Origin of the sequence: Petrotoga miotherma DSM 10691 (assembly GCF_002895605.1) — a bacterium.
Taxonomy (GTDB): domain Bacteria; phylum Thermotogota; class Thermotogae; order Petrotogales; family Petrotogaceae; genus Petrotoga; species Petrotoga miotherma.
Window position 1 is genome coordinate 1 of the sequence record NZ_AZRM01000040.1, and the last position, 21,450, is coordinate 21,450.

At 35.1% G+C, this 21,450-nt stretch carries 17 protein-coding genes; 14 read left to right on the plus strand and 3 right to left on the minus strand.

The features are described from left to right. The first annotated feature begins 164 nt into the window (after window positions 1-164). From X928_RS07735 to X928_RS07785, 11 genes are all read left to right on the plus strand, one after another. On the plus strand, window positions 165-836 hold the full coding sequence (locus X928_RS07735; protein ID WP_103079221.1) for a hypothetical protein: 672 nt from the start codon (window positions 165-167) through the stop codon (window positions 834-836). Window positions 837-838: 2 nt separating this feature from the next. Beyond that, window positions 839-2,758 (plus strand): flagellar hook-length control protein FliK, encoded by a 1,920-nt coding sequence (fliK, locus tag X928_RS07740; RefSeq protein WP_103079222.1) that lies wholly within the window; start codon window positions 839-841, stop codon window positions 2,756-2,758. Next, on the plus strand, window positions 2,751-3,413 hold the full coding sequence (locus X928_RS07745; RefSeq protein ID WP_103079223.1) for a flagellar hook assembly protein FlgD: 663 nt from the start codon (window positions 2,751-2,753) through the stop codon (window positions 3,411-3,413). The genes fliK and X928_RS07745 overlap by 8 nt, the downstream gene beginning before the upstream one ends. A 40-nt stretch (window positions 3,414-3,453) precedes the next feature. Then, window positions 3,454-5,565, plus strand: coding sequence for a flagellar hook protein FlgE (locus X928_RS07750; RefSeq protein ID WP_103079224.1), 2,112 nt, complete (start codon window positions 3,454-3,456; stop codon window positions 5,563-5,565). An 89-nt stretch (window positions 5,566-5,654) separates the two neighbouring features. Further along, window positions 5,655-5,840 carry a flagellar FlbD family protein gene (locus X928_RS07755; RefSeq protein ID WP_103079225.1) on the plus strand — a complete coding sequence of 62 codons (186 nt, stop codon included), beginning with the start codon at window positions 5,655-5,657 and terminating at the stop codon, window positions 5,838-5,840. Window positions 5,841-5,906: 66 nt separating this feature from the next. Beyond that, window positions 5,907-6,686 carry a motility protein A gene (locus tag X928_RS07760; protein ID WP_103079226.1) on the plus strand — a complete coding sequence of 260 codons (780 nt, stop codon included), beginning with the start codon at window positions 5,907-5,909 and terminating at the stop codon, window positions 6,684-6,686. Between the two features lie 17 nt (window positions 6,687-6,703). Continuing rightward, complete coding sequence (locus X928_RS07765; RefSeq protein ID WP_103079227.1) at window positions 6,704-7,576, plus strand: OmpA/MotB family protein; 873 nt, start codon at window positions 6,704-6,706, stop codon at window positions 7,574-7,576. Window positions 7,577-7,602: 26 nt separating this feature from the next. Next, window positions 7,603-8,130, plus strand: coding sequence for a flagellar basal body-associated FliL family protein (locus X928_RS07770; RefSeq protein WP_103079228.1), 528 nt, complete (start codon window positions 7,603-7,605; stop codon window positions 8,128-8,130). A 274-nt stretch (window positions 8,131-8,404) separates the two neighbouring features. Further along, on the plus strand, window positions 8,405-9,484 hold the full coding sequence (fliM, locus tag X928_RS07775; protein ID WP_103079229.1) for a flagellar motor switch protein FliM: 1,080 nt from the start codon (window positions 8,405-8,407) through the stop codon (window positions 9,482-9,484). A 1-nt stretch (window position 9,485) separates the two neighbouring features. After that, window positions 9,486-10,598 (plus strand): flagellar motor switch phosphatase FliY, encoded by a 1,113-nt coding sequence (fliY, locus tag X928_RS07780; RefSeq protein WP_103079230.1) that lies wholly within the window; start codon window positions 9,486-9,488, stop codon window positions 10,596-10,598. Then, window positions 10,595-11,236, plus strand: a complete 642-nt coding sequence (locus tag X928_RS07785) for a hypothetical protein (protein ID WP_103079231.1) — start codon at window positions 10,595-10,597, stop codon at window positions 11,234-11,236. Before fliY ends, X928_RS07785 begins: the two co-directional genes overlap by 4 nt. 5 nt (window positions 11,237-11,241) lie before the next feature. Here X928_RS07785 and X928_RS07790 read toward each other — a convergent pair whose 3' ends face one another. After that, window positions 11,242-11,970 (minus strand): MBL fold metallo-hydrolase, encoded by a 729-nt coding sequence (locus X928_RS07790; RefSeq protein WP_103079232.1) that lies wholly within the window; start codon window positions 11,968-11,970, stop codon window positions 11,242-11,244. A gap of 203 nt (window positions 11,971-12,173) precedes the next feature. Between X928_RS07790 and X928_RS07795 the strand changes: the two genes are divergently transcribed. Genes X928_RS07795 through X928_RS07805 form a run of 3 tightly spaced genes read left to right on the plus strand, consistent with a single transcriptional unit; the run spans window position 12,174 to window position 16,654 of the window. Beyond that, complete coding sequence (locus tag X928_RS07795; protein ID WP_245857210.1) at window positions 12,174-13,904, plus strand: ABC transporter ATP-binding protein; 1,731 nt, start codon at window positions 12,174-12,176, stop codon at window positions 13,902-13,904. A 4-nt stretch (window positions 13,905-13,908) separates the two neighbouring features. Next, window positions 13,909-15,846: an ABC transporter ATP-binding protein gene (locus tag X928_RS07800; RefSeq protein ID WP_103079234.1), complete on the plus strand. Its 1,938-nt coding sequence runs from the start codon at window positions 13,909-13,911 to the stop codon at window positions 15,844-15,846. Window positions 15,847-15,877: 31 nt separating this feature from the next. Next, a complete protein-coding gene (locus X928_RS07805; protein WP_103079235.1) occupies window positions 15,878-16,654 on the plus strand; it encodes an alpha/beta hydrolase in 777 nt (258 codons plus the stop codon). A 27-nt stretch (window positions 16,655-16,681) separates the two neighbouring features. Here the strand turns inward: X928_RS07805 and uvrA are convergent, their stop codons facing one another. Together uvrA and X928_RS07820 are read right to left on the minus strand one after the other, a co-directional pair. Next, a complete protein-coding gene (gene uvrA, locus X928_RS07810) occupies window positions 16,682-19,528 on the minus strand; it encodes an excinuclease ABC subunit UvrA (RefSeq protein ID WP_103079236.1) in 2,847 nt (948 codons plus the stop codon). A 1,196-nt stretch (window positions 19,529-20,724) separates the two neighbouring features. After that, on the minus strand, window positions 20,725-21,450 hold a 726-nt coding region (locus X928_RS07820), incomplete at its 5' end, for an RNA-guided endonuclease TnpB family protein (RefSeq protein ID WP_146026654.1).

Here is a 21,450-nt window from a genome sequence, read left to right on the forward strand (position 1 = left end):
GCGGGGCGAAGGGGCGCTAAAATACTTTTTGCTGATCTGTGCAAAAGATGAGCTTAATGGTTATATTTCACTGTTTTTTAGGTTCTTAGGGGTTTCACCCCGAAGCGTTTAGGAACATCTCATCATTATAAAGAAAAATATTAGTGTAAAGGAGGAAATTTTCCATGCAAAATAAACAAAAGGAAAAACCAAAAAAAAGATCGGGAAAAAGATTTTTAAGGATTATACTAATTTCCTTGATTGTGGCTATTTTCCTGCTTGGAGTTGGCTACATCTACTTTGAATATAATAGGCTTTCGTACCTCAATTTGAATCTTCAAAATAGTTGGAGAAGTTATATGGCATATTTAATCGATTTTATACCGGGATTAAGAAATTTATCTAATTATGAATATCTAGAGATTTCAGATCCTTTCTATTTGCAAAAGGAATTGCTAGATACCAAACTCAAAGCTATACTAGACGAAAGAGAAAAATTAATTGCCGAACAAAATGAATTACAAAAACTTTTAGACCAAATTTCACAAGAAAGTACAAAGTTAATGGCTCAAAGAGAAGAATTAGAAAAGCTAAATCAAGAATATCAACAAAAAATTGATCAATACAACGATTACAACACAAGAATAAATACCCTAGCCAATTGGCTCGCTAGATCAACCCCTCAACAAATTGCCAATGCTTTAAGTAGAGAAGAAGTAAGTGTGGAATTACTAGTTGATGCACTTGCAACCCTTGAATCAAAATCAGCCGCTGAAATACTGCAAGCCCTTGCGCTTGTTAACCCACAAAAAGCTGCTGAAGTAATTGCCAAAACGGGAGAAAAAAGGAGCGAATAATTTTGAATATTGCCTTAACTGATCTTATAACAAATTTACCTAAATCAAAAAACATTAATCATTTTACTGCGAATGCCTCTAATGCTAAAATAGAATCCTTCGATCAAAAACTTCAAGATATTTTTAGCAACATAGAAGAAGAAAGTCTTGGTTTTAAAAACTCTCCTATGCCTGAAAAAGAAGTGATAAATAATGATAAAAACAACGATTCTATCAAACTTTTAATTAAAACCGACGAAAAAACAAATAATAAGTCATCGATCACACTGAATACGATTGATTCGAAAGATTTAATAATTTCAAACACTAAAAAAAACAAAAAGATTCAATTGAACGTCGATCAATTACTCTTACTCATAGAAACTTTTACTAAAAACACTAAAGACATCAATGAAAAGGAATTATTAATTCAAGCTCAAAAAATATTATCCTCCTCTAAAACGGAGTTTACAGATGATGACATAGAGGTATTACAAAAAGCTTTTAGCATTATTATAAAAGAAAGAAAGGGTAGTAATAGTGAAATACCTCTAGAAGGTTTAATCAAGTATTCTAATTCCATAGAAGAAAGTCCCAATATTATGTTACAAAACAGCCTCCATTCAAAAGGTTCACAAGAAGCCAATCAGATTGTCAACTCTGATATCCAAAAATTATTATCTAGAATAGAAGAAAGCTTAAAAAGAACAAAAAACAAAAATGAAATTAATACACTAGAGCAAGCTCAAAAAATATTATCCTCCTCTAAAACACAACTTACAGAAGAAGACAAAGAGGTACTACAAAAAGCATTTAACATTATCATGAAAGAAAATAAGGCTAGTAATAGTGAAATAACTGAGGAAAGTCCCTCCACTATGTTACAAAACAACCTCCATTCAAAAGGTTCAAAAGAAACCAATCAGATTGTTGATCCTGATATTCAAAAATTATTATCTACAATGGAAGAAAGCTCAAAAAACGTAGAAAACAAAAATGAAACAAATACATTAGAGCAAGCACAAAAAATACTCTCATCTTTTAAAACAGAATTTACACCTGACGAATTAAATATAATTAAAACTGCTATGGATATAATTAACACCAATAATTCAAAGACGGGAAACTCTTTATCAAGCATAATTGAAGAAACAAATCTCATAAACAATTCCTTGATTAAGGGAAACACCAATGAAATAAAGAATAATAAAAATGAGAATAATGATTCTATAAAATCAAAACAATTTGATTCAAAAGCGGATCTTTTAAATACAAAAAACAACTTCGGTAAGAATGTGTATTTAGACCCTTATGAAACCAGAGAAAGCAATATAAATAAAGATAAAAACTCTGAATTACAAAAAGATAATACAGTAAAACTTACACCATCCAGTAATTTAGGAGACGTCAGCAAGAATTTAGATATCGAACAATTAAAAACCAATCCAAGCACTAATGAAATAGATTTAAAATCCCTACAAATCAACAAAAATAATATACGAGACGGTATCCCTACAACTAATCTAAAAGATTTAAACGCTCAAATAAAGGAAGTAATTATTTCTAAAAACACTCAAACTTTTCTAAACGAAAGTTTCTCAGTCAAAATATCTCCTCCAGACTTAGGAAAAGTTGATATTCAAATCTTAAAAAACGGGCAAGCTGTAACTGTTAATATATCAACGGAAACAGAAAATGCAAAAAATATTATATCAAAAACATTACAGTCTTTAGTTGGAAATTTAAGGGATGAAGGATACCAACCCATCAATATAAAAGTGAATGTCACACAAGAAGAACATTATTTAGCCGATCAAAATCAACAACAGCAACAAGAGCAAGAGCAGAAAAAATACAATGAAGATAACCAGAATGACGATCAGCCAGAAGAAGGCACCTACTACACCTTTGATGATTATTTAAGGAGTGATTTGAATGCTTAACTCAGTATCGATGGATTCTATATATCAAAGTACATATGATGCAAAAAAGGACAGAGAAATCAAAAAAGAATTAGACAAAGAAGCTTTTTTAGAACTGCTGGTTACAGAATTACAAAACCAGGATCCGACTCAACCGATGGAGAACAAAGATCTTGTAGCTCAGCTTTCTCAACTATCTTCCACTGAACAAATAACCAATATGAGCCAGGCAATTCAAGAAATGGTTAACTCCCAAATGTCGCTCAATAAATTGCAAGCTGCAAGCTTGATAGGAAAAACCGTTGTGGTGAATGACAACACGATTGTCTTGCAAAGTGGGGTAGCAGAAGGATTAAACTATGGATTAGACAACAGCTCCCAAGTATATTTAGAGATTTATGATTCAAAGGGACAAGTAGTTTACACAGAAGATTTGGGTGTGCAGGAAGCAGGGTTACACTCATATGTTTGGAGCGGAAGAAACAACGATGGAACTATGATGCCTGATGGAGAATATCTCTATGGGATTTACACCGTAGAAAATGGCCAAATGGTTTCAAACTCTGGTGTAAAAAGTGGAACTGTCGAAGCGGTGAAGTTCTTAGACAACGAACTTTACCTACTTATCAACGGTGAAATGTATCCTTATTCGGTAGTAAATGAGATTAGCGCCTAAATTCTTATTATCAATACGATCTAGATAGGAGGAGTATAATATGCTCAGATCAATGTACTCTGGAATCACAGGTTTAAGGAACTTTCAGGATCAACTCGACATAGTTGCAAACAATATCGCTAACGTTAATACCGTAGGTTACAAAGGTTCAAGGGCGACATTTCAGACGACTCTTTTTCAAACATTAAGTGCCGGGAACGCACCACAAAACCAACTGGGTGGAACAAATCCTATGCAAATTGGGTTAGGTTCTCAATTAGCTTCTATAGACAAATTAATGACACAAGGTTCTCCTATGTCTACAGGTAAAGCCACCGATCTTATGATCCAAGGGGAAGGTTTTTTTATACTCTCAGATGGAACAGGTCAATACTACACACGTGCTGGCAACTTCACTAGAGATTACAACGGATTCTTTGTAGATCCTGCATCTGGTATGAAATTACAAGGTTGGACAGCAAAAATCGATCAAGAAGGAAATAGAGTCATTGACACCAACGATCCTATAGGAGATATCCAAGTATCTAGTGGACAAGTAATGGCGGCAAAACAAACCTCCTTTGTAAGACTTGCACATAATTTAAACGCAGGTGCGGGTATTCAGGACACAACAATTGTGGTTAAGAGTACCACAGGTGAAAATATACCTGTCAAATTCTCTTTCAAAAGGGATATGAGCGAAGAAAACAAAGATAAAAATGTTTATAATTGGACTGCAAGCGTAGTTGGTTCTGATTATAATTTTGCACTCTACGATAGTTCTGGTGACCCTCTTACTCCAACTACCCAAATTAGTGGAAAAGTAGAGCTTGACGATACAGGAAATGTAATTAGTTGGATTAATTACGATGAAGACGGAGATCCTTTAGCAGAAAATAAGATTTCTATATACGACATAAACGGTGAAATAGTGGATACTAACGGTGATCCTGTTACTGTAACTACATCTGGTACCCCTGCAACCCTTACAGGAAGCATTAGAGTTACAGATACGGCGGGGGAAACGGTTTATTATGATCCGCAAAATATTGATATTGAATTTGATGCTTCCGGAGATCCAACAATAAGTTTGAATATCGAAGGTACACTAGTAAGTTTTAACGGAGCTCCGACTGGAAATACAGTTGCTGAATTCAACGAATTACTGTCAGACGGAATTACGCAGGGAAATTATACCCTCACAGGGTTACGTTTAACCAGTTCTGATACTGATATTATCAATGCTTCTCAGTCTTTTGCAGACTTACAATCTGTCAGAGAGATGATTCAACCACCTTCAGGAGGAGAGATTAGATTCACCGATCTCAACAACCCCACCAACTTTTCAGAAGCCAACTATATCAGTCCATCTGTAACCACATCGACAGTAGTATACGATTCTCTAGGTAACCCTTATAATGTCTATTTAAAATTTACAAAAATAGATGCTAACACTTGGTATTGGAAGGCAGAGTTAGAAGATGGCACCCCTTTGTATAAAAGTACCGCTGATGGTCAATTACTCGATGATTCCGCCGAAGGAGTAATAGCCTTCGACGCAAACGGCAACATAGCCGCAACTCAATGGAAAATCAACGATGACGGTACCATAGATCAAACTATCGGAGATGGTGACGATGGAGCAACGGGTTTCTGGTTCGACCCAGCTGAGCTGGGAGCTGCTTTAGATCCAAGCGTGGACCCTCAATCAGCAGCTGGTGCAGGCCCTGTTAACGTTTCGATTAATTTTCAAGAACTTTCTCAATTTTTTGCAGAAAATTCCATAGCGGTTACCGAACAAGATGGAAACGCTCAAGGAACCTTAGAATCTTTTGCTATAAACACCAATGGACAGATTATAGGATCTTTCACAAACGGTTTAACCGCCCCCTTGGGGCAAGTAGCTTTAGCCACTTTTAACAATCCTGAAGGTTTATCAGCTACGGGTAACTCTATGTACGCTTTGAGCTCAAACAGTGGACTTCCACAAATAGGTGTCTCTGGTGTTGGAGGAAGGGGAAGTATTAATCCAGGGGCTTTAGAAATGTCGAATGTGGATTTAGCGGAAGAATTCACCAACATGATCATAGCTCAAAGAGGATTCCAAGCAAATTCAAGAAGTATAACTACCGCAGATGCGATCCTTAACGAACTTGTAAACATCAAGAGATAATTATGCTCTTTATGGGGGTGGGCTGCGGGGTAAAGGGGCGCTAAAACGGGTTTTAGAGTTTCTAAAGTGAACAATCTTTGGAGGTTAAGATGATTAAACTCACAAAATTGAACGATGAAGAATTTTATATAAACCCTTATCAAATTGAAAAGATAGAGTGTCATCCTGATACGACCATAACGATGATGAACGGTCATGTTTACGTCGTTAAAGAAAGTATTGAAGAAGTTAAGAAAAAAGTGGTAGAATTAAATAAGGAAATTTTTGGCAAATAAAGTATGTATTATTTTTGAGCAAACTTTTTATAATTGGAATAGTGCAAAACAAGAGGTGGGATAGTTGTGGATATATCGACAATAATCGGTTTATCTTTAGCGATAGTTGCACTAGTAGTAGGTGCAGGGAGTGAATTTACAACTTTACTAGATATACCTTCTTTTTTTATAACTGTGTTGGGATCTATTGGTGCAACATTCATCGCCCATCCAAGTTCAAGGTCTTTTAAAATGTTTAACATTATCATTGAAGCCCTCAAAAATCCTAAGATAGACAACCTTGAAACATTGAGGACCTTATACTCGTTTTCTGAAAAAGCAAGACGGGATGGTATGATATCTTTAGAAGAAGATTTACCCAGTGTTCAAAGTGAATTTTTAAGAGATGGTTTGAGAGCCGCCGTTGATGGTACGGATCCAGAAGAGATAAAAAAGATATTAGAAGTGAAAATGGACATGTACCAAGAAACTGAAGAAGATAAGATCTCAGTTTTGGACACTTGGGGAGCTATGGCTCCAGCCTTTGGTATGATAGGAACTTTGATAGGATTGGTTTTGTTGTTAGATACTCTTAGTGATCCAACAACTATTGGACCGAGAATGTCTCTCGCCCTTATTACAACGTTATACGGTGCTCTTATTGCAAACACCATCGCTCTCCCACCTGCTGAAAAATTAAAAAAAAGGGTGGATAAAAATATCAACCAAATGCGAATGATGTTAGAAGGTATATTGTCGATAGTACAAGGTGAAAATCCACATTTGATGGAAGAAAAACTAAAGGCATTTCTCAGTGAAGAAGAAAGACGTGCCTATGAGGCAGAAAAAGGTGAAGCTGTTTTGTAATTTAGAGGTGATATTTTATGCCTAGAAAGAAAAGAGAGAAAAAAGGTGAAGCCCCATGGATGCAAACTTTCAGCGATATGACTACACTGTTGTTAACAATGTTTATCGCATTGTTTTCTATGGCAACTATATCACCTGGAAAATTTCAACAGGCGGTTGTTAGTTTACAAAGTGTATTCGAAGGTCAACCTGTTGGGGTACTAGTTGGAGGCAGAAGTATTTCCGAAGAACCTTTGATTACTTCTAATCCTGGAATTAGGCAAGAATTATTAAAAATTATAGAAGATGAAAGGTATAAAGGGAAAATTACTATTGAGGAAACGGATAAAGGGACGATAATATCTATGAAAGATATTGCCTTTTTTAGAACAGGGAGCGCTGAATTAACCGCCGAAGCGAAAGAGCTGTTGTATAGGATAGGTACGATAATATTAGAACACACATCTAATGCGATTGAAGTTTATGGTTTTACGGATGACAGGCCAATTTTACCTTCGAGTTTATATCCTTCTAATTGGCATTTGAGTGCAGCTAGAGCGGCAAGTGTAGTTAGTTTTTTTACCACAGAATTGAAAAATAGAAGGCTAGTAGAAAAGATGGCTGAGATTAATTCTGGACAATTTGATATAGATTATTTTTACAATTCAGATAGATTCTTCCCAATTGGTTTGGGAGATAGTGAAATAACGAAAGAAATTAACCTATTAAGGTCGGAAATTGATTCACGAAAATCCTTTGCTTTAGATCAATTCACAAAAGGAGAAATAAATTCTGCACAGTTACAGCAAATTGAAAAAGAATTAGAAAACGAATATAATACAAGATTGAATGAATTAAGGCAAAAATATAGAAGAATAGATATTCTTATACTAAGGCAAAGAGTAAGATAAGAGAAAGACAGTGGAGGCGAAAGATTTTGGAGAATGAAAATATAACTTCAGAAGAGGGAAAAACTAAAAAATCAAAGCCATCTTTTTTAATGACTTTAATAATAGTCATAGTTGTCGCTTTAATAATATCAGGAATCACGTCTTTTTTTATAGTGAGGATCCTGACGTCAAATGTTGCTTCAAGTTCTGATCAATCTTCACAAGTGTCCGCCACAACTCCTGCTAGAGTGATATTAATTATGGAAGGTTCTAGATATACTATGATGTTAAAAGGAGGATACGACATTGCTGTTATAGATTCTTTACAGTTAGATGTTGGAAGTAATCAGGCGAGAGATTTAATAACTTCCAACCGCTTAGAGGTGTTAGAGGCTATACGAATGATATTTATGAACAAAACAAGAGGTGAGCTTTCAACACCACAAGGCATAGAGTTAACTAAGAAACAAATAAAAGACACGATAAATGAAATGCTAGGATTTACAGGTGAAAGGGAAAGTTTGGGAGTTATAAAGGTGACAATGATTATAATGACCATAACAACTAGTCAATAATGGTTCGCTAAGTGGAAACATTAAGGGGCAAGCCCCTTAAGATCCCCAAGTTCAAAGTCGAAAATCAACTTAAAAACATGGTTTGCATACTACAGCAAACAAGGGGCAAGCCCCTTAAGATCCCCAAGTTCAAAGTCGAAAATCAACTTAAAAACATGGTTTGCATACTACAGCAAACAAGGGGCAAGCCCCTTAAGAACCCCAAGTTCAAAATCATAGTTTATTATAAAAAAGCTTTTTGCACAAGGCTGCAAAATGAAAAAGAGGTGTTTGTATGCCTGAGGATGAAACCCTTACACAGGAAGAAATAGATAGTATTTTAAAATCAATGAGTTCTGGAGAAGCCCCCGAAGAAGTTCTTGAAGAATATCAAGGAGAAGAAAGAAGAATCAAAGACTACGATTTTCGAAGACCGATGAAGTTTTCGAGAGAACAACTAAGAACTCTCCAGTTAATCCATGAAAGTTTTGCGAGAGAGCTATCTACTTATCTTTCAGGCAGAAGTAGAACGTTTGTCGATGTTAAATATGCCAGTATTGATCAAATTACTTTCTCAGAATTCCAAAAATCATTAAACTCACCAACCTTTATTGTTATTTTTTCGTCCGAAGCTTTTTCAGGAAGCGCTATTTTGCAAATGGGCTTAGACTTGGGATACGTTATAATAGACAGACTTTTAGGGGGATCTGGGAACACTCTTGAAGAGATTCGGCCTCCTACGGAGATAGAAATGAACATTTTAAGAAAAGAAGCTGCAGTTATGTTGAGAATGCTATCAAAATCTTGGTCAAACATAGAGGAATTTGATGCCAATTTGGAAAATTTAGAAACTAATCCCCAATTTGTTCAAGTTGCCCCTTCAAATGAGATGACAATTCTTATAACACTATCTGTTACGATAAAAAATGTACAAGGTTTTGTAAATCTTTGTTTCCCGTCCTCTTCATTGGAACCTTTGAACGATAAATTGACAACAAGAATGTGGACTACCTCGTACAGACATACTGAAGAATTTAAAGAAAATCTAAGACAAACGTTGCTACTTTCAAAGTTAAATTTATCCGCTATACTTGGTAAAGCAGAGATATATTTAAACGATTTTTTGAATATGGAAGTTGGTGATGTAATACGCTTAGATTCTTTTTACGACGAGCCAATAGATTTAGAAATTGAAGAAAGACCTATATTCAAAGTAAATGTAGGTAAGAGTAAAGGTTTTTACAGTGTAAAGATCATTGAGAAAAACAAAGAACTTTTAGAAAGACTTCTTGTTGAAGAAAGCATGAAAAAAAAGACAAAAAAGCAAGATTCCTCTGAAAAAAGTGAAACCACTGAAAAAACAGGAGATGAATGAAATGCCTGAAAACGAATTTTTAAATCAAAACGAATTAGATTCATTATTAAAAGGGTTAAATAACACTGATGATCCAAAGGAAAGCGAGGAAAACTCAACTGTAGATGAAAAACTAGACTCACTTTTGGATGTGATTGGTGAAATTGCAAATATCACAATGGGTTCTGGGGCAACAACCCTTTCAACTTTGCTAAGAAAAAAGATAGAAATCCAATATCCTCAAACAGATATTATTAAATTTAAAAATATAACAACAAATTTTGAGGGGGAGAATGTTGTTGTTACAGTAGAGTACAAAAAAGGTTTGTATGGTTTAAACACTTTAGTATTACCTTTGAATTTAACTAATATAATAGCGGACTTAATGCTAGGAAAAGACGTAGAAAATATCGAAGAAAGAGAATTAGATGACATTAGTTTAAGCGCTGTCTCTGAAGCAATGAATCAAATGATGGGCACAGCTTCAACTGCTTTATCGGATTTTCTAAAAACAAATATCGATATTTCTCCACCAAACAGTCGAGTACTGAATTTTTCTGATCCCAATATTGAATTTCCCCCGATAGAAACCGACAAGGAAGCTTATGTTATCTCCATAAAGTTCAACGTGAAAATCACTGGAGTAGCTGAAACGACTTTCTGGCAATTTATACCAATGAAATTTGCTCAAAAAATTAAAGAACTTATGGAAAAAACTTTTGGTAAGGTTAAAGTTAAGGAAGAAGGCTCAACAAATTCAAATGCGCAAGAAAAAAGTAATTCCAACGTGATCAAAGAGAAAAAAGTTAAGGTTCAACCTGTAGAATTTGGTGAGTTTGAAAAAAAGGAAGAACCTATCTCCCAAAATATAGATCTATCAAAGTTGGAACTCTTGCTTGATGTTCCTTTAGAACTAAAAGTTGAGTTAGGATCAACTAAATTAAATCTTAGAGAGATCTTAGAGTTGCATGAAGGCTCAATGATACAGTTAAATAAATTGGCAGGGGAGCCCTTGGACATATACGCCAATGGAAGATTAATTGCTAGAGGCGAAGTTGTAGTTATCGATGAGAATTTTGGAATTAGAATAACAGAAATCGTCTCGTTAAGAGAAAGGATGAAAACCCTGAAATGATAAATAAGAAATATTTACTCTTTTCTTTGCTTGTTTTTTCCACCTATATATTTGCTCAACCAAGCGTGCAAGGCCTTTTAGAGAGTTATTCGGGGTACAAAAAATTAAAATTTGTTATTGATATTCAGTTTCAAATAACGAATAGTAAAGAAATAGCGGGAAGATTAAGCTACATTGATAACAGATATATAATATTTACCTTTGAAAAACCATCTTTATTTAAAGATATATATTATTGTTATGATCTCTTCGATACGGTTTTTTACACAAACGTTCGTGATGAAGTAGATGAATACGATCAAATATCTATACGTACGGCCTCTATTCCTGATTTACTTTCATCTTTCCTACCGTTTTTTAATATGGAAAATTTTGATGTAGTGGTGACAGAAGACGGGGTATATGAAATTCAACAGTACCTTCCAAAAACCAGAAATTTCTTAAGATTGCTTAATATAGACTTTACCAAATTCAATATTTACTATTTTAAACCTTATGAAAATATAAAGATTTTAGAAAAGTTAGAGATTTTGAATTCCGAGGAGAATAAAAGGATCATAATAGAAATCAAAGAAATTAAATCTCTGCCTGATGAAGAAGCAGATGCAGAATTAAATAAAATACTAAAATCTTCTTAGTTTCACTATAAATGAGCTAAATCTGGCAAGGAATAATCTGCGTACCTTTTTTCCATATCCTCCCCGCTTTTCTTTCTTTTCAAATAGCTCAATTGTTCTCTCAAAAGCTTTTTACTTTCTGGTTTCCCATGCCCTGGAAAAACCATTTTTATATCTAAGGAAGATAAGCTATTTAATCTGGATATCCACTGGTCAACATTGGAATTGAGTATTTCAGCATGCACCTTAGAAAATACGAGATCACCACTTATTAGATATCCTTGTGGTTTTAGGATATAAATTGTTGAATCTAAAGTATGTCCGCCAATATTTTCCGATGATAAAATTTGATCTTTTAAAAAAAGAAAAATAGAATTCTCAAAAATGACGATGTCTTTTTCTTTTAAAGCCTCTTTGAAATTGTTGAAGTTGTACTCTGCTACCTTTGAACTTTCTTTTAAAAACGTGGTATCCAAGGTATTAAGAAAGTCCAATGTTTTTTTGTTCATATATAGATCAAATTTACGTTTGCTAAAAACAGCTCCAAAGGTGTGATCAGGGTGAAAATGAGTAAAAAAAACTTTTTTTAATTTTTTTGAAGTCCGTTCTTCAACTATTTTCACCATATTTTCAAACTTTTTTGGATAAAGGGAACTATCAAAGGCTATCAAGCCATCGTCGTGTTCCAAAAATGTAACAGAACTTGCACCATTTTCAAACCAAAAGTTGTAAACATTATCGTAACTTTCAAACATAAAAATCACCTCTAAAAATAAATAGTTAGCTTTCCTTTGCGCCGCTACCCACCCATAAGGATAAAAAGTTTTATCGCCCCATTTTGCAACCCATCATCTTATTATTTTTTAAGTTCTATTATATTTTTTCGACAAAAATAATTGATATTCCTTGAATCACGTGATATAATTTTGTTAGGAATACTAATCAATTTTTGGGGTAGGTGAATCTTTTGATCAAAGAATTTATTAAAAAATACTGGTGGAGATACCTCATCGGTATTCTTTTCCTTATCACCGTTGATATCATTCAGCTGTTTATTCCAAGACAAATTGGAAGCATAGTAGATATACTAAATACTCAATCCCCAAACCTTAACCAAGTTAAAACGTTGGTATTTGGAATAATCATGTTAGCTTTAGGATTGGGTATTGGGAGAGTTTTTTGGAGGATTTCAATTATTGGTGCCGCCAGACTTTTTGAGTATAAAAGTTGGAAAAAAATGTTCAATCATATCATAGGCTTGGACCAAGATTTTTTTGACAAATGGAGAACGGGGGATTTGATGACTAGGTTCACTTCTGATGTTTTGATGTTAAGACGTATGATGGGGATGTCGGTTATAATGCTTGTTGATACTATAACAATGACAACTTTAACTTTATTCGCAATGGGTACTTTCGTGAATTGGAGATTGACTTTTATTTCGGTACTACCGCTTCCTTTAATAGCAATTATATCACTCTTTTTTGGGAGATTCATCCACAGAAGGTTCAGAGAATTACAAGAAAAAACTTCGGAGTTATCAAATATAACCGAAGAAAATGTCTCTGGTGTGGATGTTGTAAAGTTGTATTCAAACTATGACACGATGCAAGAGATATTTGACACTAAGTCTCAAGAGTTCTATAATTCTTACATCCGCTTGGTAAAAGTTTGGGGATTGATGTTTCCTTTAGCTATGTTAGTAGGACAATTAGCAACTATCTTTGTTTTCAATTTTGGTGGACCAATGGTAATAAACAACCAGATAACCCTTGGAGACTTCATAATGACAAACCAATATATAGGAATGTTGATATGGCCAATGATGGCGGTTGGAAATTTAATCAACCTAATACAAAGAGGAAGAGCCTCTTTAAGAAGGGTTAACGAAGTTTTAGAACAAAAAAATTCAATAAAAGAACCTCCAAGAAAAGATTTCGAGTTCCAGGGCCACTATCAAATCAACCATCTAACGTTCAAATATCCAGGTTCACAAAGGGTGGTTTTGAACGATGTAAACATGAATATAAACCCTGGAGAAATGGTAGCCTTTGTTGGAAGAATAGGTTCAGGAAAATCTACATTAGCAAAACTCCTTGTTAAACTATACCCAGTTGAAAGAGGACAAATATTTTTGGACGGAAAAGATATAAACGATGTAAACGGTGAATTTATAAGAGACAATGTCTCGTATGTACCACAAGATAGTTTCTTATTTTCAATGACGATAAGAGAAAATATAGCCTTTTCCGATGAAAAAATAGAAGATAAAGTGGAAGAATTTGCAAAACTTTCTCATGTACATGATGATATAATGAGCTTTGAAAATAAATATGACACAATAGTGGGAGAAAGAGGGGCTACACTTTCAGGTGGTCAAAGGCAAAGGGTTACCATAGCGAGGGCTCTAGCTAAAAGATCAAAAATGATAATATTAGACGATTGTCTTTCCGCTGTGGATACCGAAACGGAGGAAGAAATTATCAAAACACTTAGGCAACAAGCAAAAGGCAAAACAATCGTCGTTATATCTCACAGGCTCAAGGCGGTTAAAAATGCCGACCAGATTTATGTATTCGATGATGGTCAAATCGTTGAAAACGGTAGTCACAATCAGTTGATCTCACGAGAAGGTATTTACTATTCGATGTACATGAAACAATTAATAGAAAAAAATTTGGAGGAGTAGAGCAATGGCTTCAGTTCATGAAGAAATATTTTTAGAAGAAAAAGAAAAAAGCGAAGGCGATCTCAAAACCTTCATGAGGTTGTGGGTGTACATAAAGAAGTACAAGTTATTACTATTTTTGACCTTTTTAACTTTGGCAATAGCAACGATAATAGAGCTATCCTTACCTATTTTTATACGATACGGGATTGATAACGTAATAAATGTAGAGTATTCATTTGATATGGTCCCTGGGAGTGAATTGCAATTTATTGAACAGGAAAACGGAGCCTATAATCTAGAGAAAAGAGACAACAATTATTATATGGTTAACAATCAAACAGGTGAAAGAATACAAGTCTCAGGGGAGCAGTATTCCCAATACTTTGACGCAGCCTATCGAAAAATCCATGTGTTTAGCCTAATTTTTATATCAGTACTTATGGGACAATTTATCTTAAATTACGGTCAAGTTTTCTTTGCTAATTTAGTTGGTCAAAAGGTTATTTTTCATCTGAGGAAAGATTTATTTGGTCATATATTAAAACTCAAATATACATTTTTTGAAAAAAATCCCCCGGGCAAAGTTACAACACGTGTGGTTAATGACACCCAGAATCTTTCAGATTTCTTCAGTGAGGTTGTGACAAGTTTGCTCAAAGATATAGCTATAATAACTGGTGTAATCATTTTAATGATGGTGTTAGACTTCAAACTGAGCCTATATACGATGTCTATGTTCCCAGTTATCGTTGTTTCAGTTGTTTTATTCAGGCATTTTGATAGAAAGGCTTACGACAAGGTTAGAACCAGAATATCGGCTCTAAATTCCTACTTAGCCGAAAATCTATCTGGAAGCAATGTTACAAGATTATTCAACCAAGAAGAGAGAAAGAAAAAGGAATTCGACTATATGAGTACCAAGGTATATCGTGCAAATGTGCAGCAATTGCACGTATTTGCAATCTTTAGACCTTTAATGAGTCTTTTACAGTATTTTACAATCAGTGTTTTACTTTGGTTTGGTTCTTTGTTATTAACTGATGGGCAGACAACCTTTGGAACTATCTATGCCTTCACTTCTTATGTAGATATGTTCTTTAGACCTCTGTTCGACCTGGCAGAAAAATATGACATAATGCAGAATGCATTCGCATCAGCTGGAAAAATTTTTAAGATATTCGATCAAGAACAGGAAGATTTTGGAAGGAAAAAATATACAAGTATTCAAGAGGGCAAAGTTGAATTTCAAAACGTTAAATTCTCGTACGATGGAAATACAGAAGTCTTAAAAGGCGTAAATTTCAAGATAAATCCTAACGAAAGAGTAGCCATAGTTGGGGAAACAGGTTCAGGAAAAACTACAATAATTAAATTGATAAGTGGTCTTTACAAATATCAAAGTGGTAAAATACTATTAGACGATAAAGAATTATATGAATACGATCTCAACGAATTACGCAAAAAAATTGCTGTAGTACCTCAGGACGTATTCTTGTTCTCTGGAACTATTTTGGATAATATGAGATTATTTAATCAAAACATTCCTGATGAAGAAGTAAAAAAGGTTGCAAAATCCGTATACGCGGATGAAATTATTTCACGTTTACCTCAAAATTACTATACCGTCATCACAGAAAGAGGTGGAACTTTATCATCTGGTGAAAGACAGTTAGTAGCCTTAACTAGAGCGGTACTTTTTAATTCAAAAGTCATAATTTTAGACGAAGCAACAGCTAATGTAGATGTGGAAACAGAATATTTAATACAACAAGCTCTAAATAAAATATCTGAACGTTCAACTATAATTTCCATTGCTCACAGACTTTCGACCGTAAAAAGCTCTAACAGAATAATAGTTGTACATAAAGGTTTAGTTGTTGAAGAAGGAAGTCATGAAGAACTTATCAACAACCACGGAATTTACTATGACCTTTATAGGCTACAATTCCAGAATAGCTGATAATTGTCAAACTTTGAAGGGGGCTCATATATTGAATTTCTTCGATAAGATACCAACAAACACATATGTCTCTCCAATATCAAAGGAACTCTATTTAAAAAGTGATTCAAATGTTGCCGTGTTGATTCTACATGGTTACACGGGTTCTCCCCATGATATGTATTACATAGGTAGACAGATCCACAAATCTGGTTTTTCTATATACATACCCAGACTCCCGGGACACGGAACCAATTCCAACGATTTTTTAAACTCTAATTGGAGAGATTGGCTCAGAAAATCAATAGATTCTTACCTTGACTTAAAAGCCTACCACGAAAAAGTCTATATTTTAGGTCTTTCCATGGGAGGTTTATTAACAACTATCTTAGCAAGTAAATTCCATCCAGAAAAAATTGTTTTAGCTGCTCCTGCACTAAAGGCAAAGGATTGGAGAATAAATTTAACTCCATTCTTTGGTTTTATTGTTAAGAAAATAAAAAAGAAGAATCCTCAGACATTCGATGACGAAAAGCTTGCTTATCTTGCTAGCCAATACTGGAATTATGACTGGCCCTCAAAGGCAGCAGATCTTTACAAACTGCAAAAAATGGCTCTTAAAAACCTTTCAAAAGTCACATCTAAAACTTATGTAATACTATCAAAAAAAGACGAAGCAGTCCCTTTCTCGGTAAAAGAAATCATAGAAAACAATATTAAAGGAAAAATTGAATTTCTGATATTGGAAGAAAGCGGGCACGTGGTTGTAAACGATATCGAAAAGGAACACGTGGCAGAACAGACTATAAATTGGCTTAAGAAAGAATAGTCATAGTAAAACACAACATAATTATTTCTACTTTGAAATTCTTTCTTTTGATAAAACTTGTTGCAAATAGTAAGAGGTGTAAGTACCACTTTCAGCTATTTCTTCAGGGGCGCCTGTAGCCACAATATAGCCCCCGTCTTCTCCGCCTTCTGGTCCTAAATCTATAATATAATCCGCATTTTTTATAATATCCATCTCATGTTCTATCACTATAACGGTATTACCCTTTTCAACGAGGATATTAAGAACTTTTATTAATTTCTTTATATCTTCGAAATGAAGACCTGTAGTAGGTTCATCTAGTATATAAACGGTATTACCAGTGGATTTCTTTCTCAACTCAGAGGTTAATTTGATCCTTTGAGCTTCTCCGCCAGAAAGGGTAGTTGCAGGCTGACCTAATCTTATGTATCCCAAACCCACATCTTGCAATAGTTGTAGAACATTTTTTATTAATGGTAAGTTCTTGAAAAAGTCCAAAGCTTCATCCACGGTCATATCCAAAATATCAGAAATATTTTTACCTTTGTAAGTGACCTTTAGTGTCTCTTTGTTGTATCTTTTCCCTTTACATACATCACAGGTTACATACACATCAGGTAGAAATTGCATCTCAATCTTCAAAACCCCATGACCTTTACACGCTTCACACCTTCCACCCTTAACGTTGAAGGAAAACCTTCCCTTATCGTATCCTCTAATCTTAGCCTCAGGTGTTGCCGCAAACAGTTCACGAATATAATCGAATACTCCAGTATATGTAGCTGGGTTACTTCTTGGAGTTCTACCAATAGGGCTTTGATCTATAGAAATCACACTATCTATATATTCTAAGCCTTCGATTTTTTCATATTCTCCCGGTCTCACTCTGGAATTGTAAAGCTCTTTTTGCAAAGCCGGATACAATGTATCCATAATCAGCGAAGATTTACCAGAGCCTGAAACTCCGGTTATAACTACAAATTTTCCCAGCGGAATCTCAACAGTGATATTTTTCAGATTATTATGTTTGGCACCGATTATCTTTAAACTACTGTTCTTTTCAACTCTCTTTTTATCAAGTATATCTATTCTTTTTTCTCCTCTTAAATACTTTCCCGTAAGGGACGTGTTAGAATTTTCCAACAATTTATTAGTAGGCCCTTGAAAAATCACTTTTCCACCATTGACTCCAGCCCCAAGTCCGAGATCTATTATATAATCAGAAGATCTAATAACGTTCTCGTCATGTTCGACAACTATTACCGTATTATCGAGATCTCTCAACTTTTTCAAAGTATTTATAAGCCTATCGTTGTCTCTTTGGTGAAGCCCTATAGTTGGCTCATCCAAAACATATGTCACACCTGTCAACCCCGATCCTATCTGTGTGGCCAATCTAACCCTCTGAGACTCTCCACCGGAAAGCGTTGTAGCATTTCTTCCAAGTGTCAAATAATCAAGGCCTACATCGACCAAAAATGTTAATCTTCTATTTATTTCTCTAAGAAGTTCGTGAGCTATTTCCATTTCAAAATCACTCAATTTTAAGGCATCAAAGAATAGTTTTACTTCACTAATTGGCATTTCTGTCAAATCGTATATATTGTATCCATCGATCCTAACGCTTAATGCCTCTTCTCTCAATCTTTTGCCGTTACAAGCTTGACACGTCTTTTGAATCATGAAATTTCTTTCGATCCATTCCCTTATATCCCGTGAATCCGTTTGCTTATACCTTCTCTCGTACCAATTCACCATACCCTCGAATTCCCTAGTAAACTCATAACTATCCCCGTTTCTTTTTGAAAAGGAAAAATCTATTTCTTTGTCAGTCCCATACAGTAAGGTATTTAAAACTTTCGAAGGCATGCTTTTTAAAGGTTTTGATGGATCCTCCCCCAAACTTCGAACAACATCTTTCATCATGCTCACCATGAAAGTATCTTTCCCCATGTTCAAAGCAGCGCCATCTTCTAAAGACTTGTTTATATCAAATATATATTCAGGTTCAACCTCCAACTTAAAACCTAATCCATGGCATTCAGAACATGCACCATAAGGACTATTAAATGAAAACAATTTGGGATTAATTTCTGGAAAACTATAACCACATTTGGGACAAGCTAGATTCTCAGAATAAGATTGAGAAGAAATAACGTTCTCATCTTTATCCATTTCCCTAATTTCTACAAAACCATCCCCCTCTTTAAGGCACAATTCAACGGCTTCGAAGATTCTCTCAAAATTATCTTTTCTTAACTTAACTCTATCAACAAGTAGGTTTATATTATGCCTGTAGGTTTTTTCAAGTGAGTCTATCTCATCTAAATCGTATATCACTCCATCAACTTCTACCCTTTTGAAGCCAGAGATCTTCATACTATGGAGTTCTTTTTTAAACTCACCTTTCTTTTCCTTCGCAATTGGAGCAAAGATATACAATCTTGCATTCTCGTTAAAATTTTTATAAATATTATCCACAATTTCATCTACAGTAGAACTTTGCAATGGGATGTTACACTTTGGGCAGTAAGCCTTACCAACCCTTGCAAACAACACCCTAATATAATCATAAATCTCTGTGATGGTGCCTACCGTTGATCTTGGATTATGACTTACAGATTTTTGTTCAATAGCAATTGAAGGAGAGAGGCCCTCGATAAATTCAACATCGGGCTTTTTCAGATTACCTAAAAACTGCCTTGCATAGGAAGAAACAGACTCTAAATACCTTCTTTGACCTTCGGCATATATAGTATCAAGAGCTAAAGTTGATTTCCCTGAACCTGATAAGCCGGTAATGACTGAAAGGGTATTCTTAGGTATCTCAACATCTATATTTTTTAAATTATGCTCTCTCGCACCTTTTATTCTAATCCATTTGTTATCCATACCAATCCTCCTGGAAAGGCAAATATTCGCACCTTTTTTATACACTTATATTATACAATCAAAAAATTAACGCTAAAAGAATTTTATTTATCTTTTAACAAAGAAGCTCAAAGTATCTTCTATGTTAGATTAACAGGCAAAAAACAATTAACCTAAAAACATACATATATGATATAATTAGATTACATGGTGAGTTATAGGGTAGAGCTTTGCTCATCTTTTCCCTAAAAGGGTGGGGATCGGGGCAAAGGGGCGGTGCAGCCAGCAAAATGTTTAGTCTAGCAGGTGAAAGTCCTGTCTTGGCAATTTGTCCGTTTCAGCCAAGTAGATATATCCGACATACTGAACGGTAACGGGCAGTATGAAAGCTCGGAAGTAAACGGCCAGACTGCTCATTGAAGTAGGAACGACTCAGTGGTCTATCAATCTGGGAAGCCCTAGCATAAAGCGAAGACTGCTAGCCGAAATTTCCCGCCTGCGTGAAGTCGTTTGCAGGGTATTCAGGAGGTCGACCTATCTGCGCTCCATAGGGAAGACTGAAACACTCGACAATTCAAAAACGGACTATTTGTTGAGTGCTCCTGCGGTATAGGGGTCAGAGCGTCTCAGAAAAGACTAAACATCAAAGCTGGGAAAGTCCTATCCAAAAAGGGCTGTTGATATAAGTTGAACAAACGAAGTTCAACAGGCGGATAGGATTCTCGGATGAGCCCATAGTAGCGATGAAGTTTCTGTAATGGAAACGGAGCGAAGGGGCTCTGGACGATAAGTTCTATGCAGGGACACATCTGCCAGACACAGAGCTGGAATAGAGATGTCAACAAAACTGTATAGATATGCTCAATGTAAACTGGCGACAGGAAGGCATTGAGAAGAATTATCGTTTGAAGCCGTATAGGGGAAATCCCTACGTACGGAATTTTAGAGGGGGTGGTGGAAATAGGGTTAAGGTAAACCTAAACGGGCACGAAACTGGAAACGGTGGATACAGCCAAGGGGAACCTAAGGCCACTACGCCACTGCTCTACTCAACAAGGGGTGCTAACACAAGTTTTAGAGTTTCTAAAGACATTACCGTGAACTACTTACCTCTAAAGAGGTAAGCTTCCTAATTCATCGACTACCAGAACAGAATGCAAGATTAGATTGTAGTCTCCAAAGGCTTTACTTCCCCCAGTCCCTGGGGTAGAGTCAGTTTATACAGTGACTAACTGTTCTATTCCAAACTGCCTAATGTTGATAGCAGCGTTTATATCTCTATCATGTACAGTTCCACATTCAGGACATACCCATTCCCTATCAGAGAGTTCTAAATCTTCGTTCTTATACCCACATACACTACAAGTCTTAGACGAAGGTTCGAACATTCCTATTTCGATTATTTTCTTACCTAATCTCTCCACTTTGTATTTTAGGAATGTTTTGAATTGGTACCAACTTGCATCTGAAATACTCTTTGATAGTTTACGATTTTTAAGCATGCCTCTTATATTGAGAGTTTCCACAACGAAGACATCAGCTTGGTTCTCACTGATTTCTTTCGTTAGTTTATGCAGAAAATCTTCTCGAATATTTTTAATTTTCTCATGTATTCTAGCAACTTCTAATTTTGCTTTTTCCCAATTCTTAGAACCTTGTACTTTGTTCGAAAGCTTCTTTTGTGCATGCTTTAGTTTCTTTTCGTATTTACGAAAAACTTTAGGTGCTTCAACTTTTGTTCCATCTGATAATACGACAAGATCTTTAAGTCCCATATCCATACCGATTGAGTTTTCGTAGTCTATATCTCTTTCAGGGTAAGAACCTTCTACTTGGAATGTTATAGACACAAAGTACTTACCTGTTGGAGTTTTAATGAAAGTACAATTTTTTATCTTTGCATTTGGATCGATTCTTCTATGTACTCTTACTTTAATACCTTC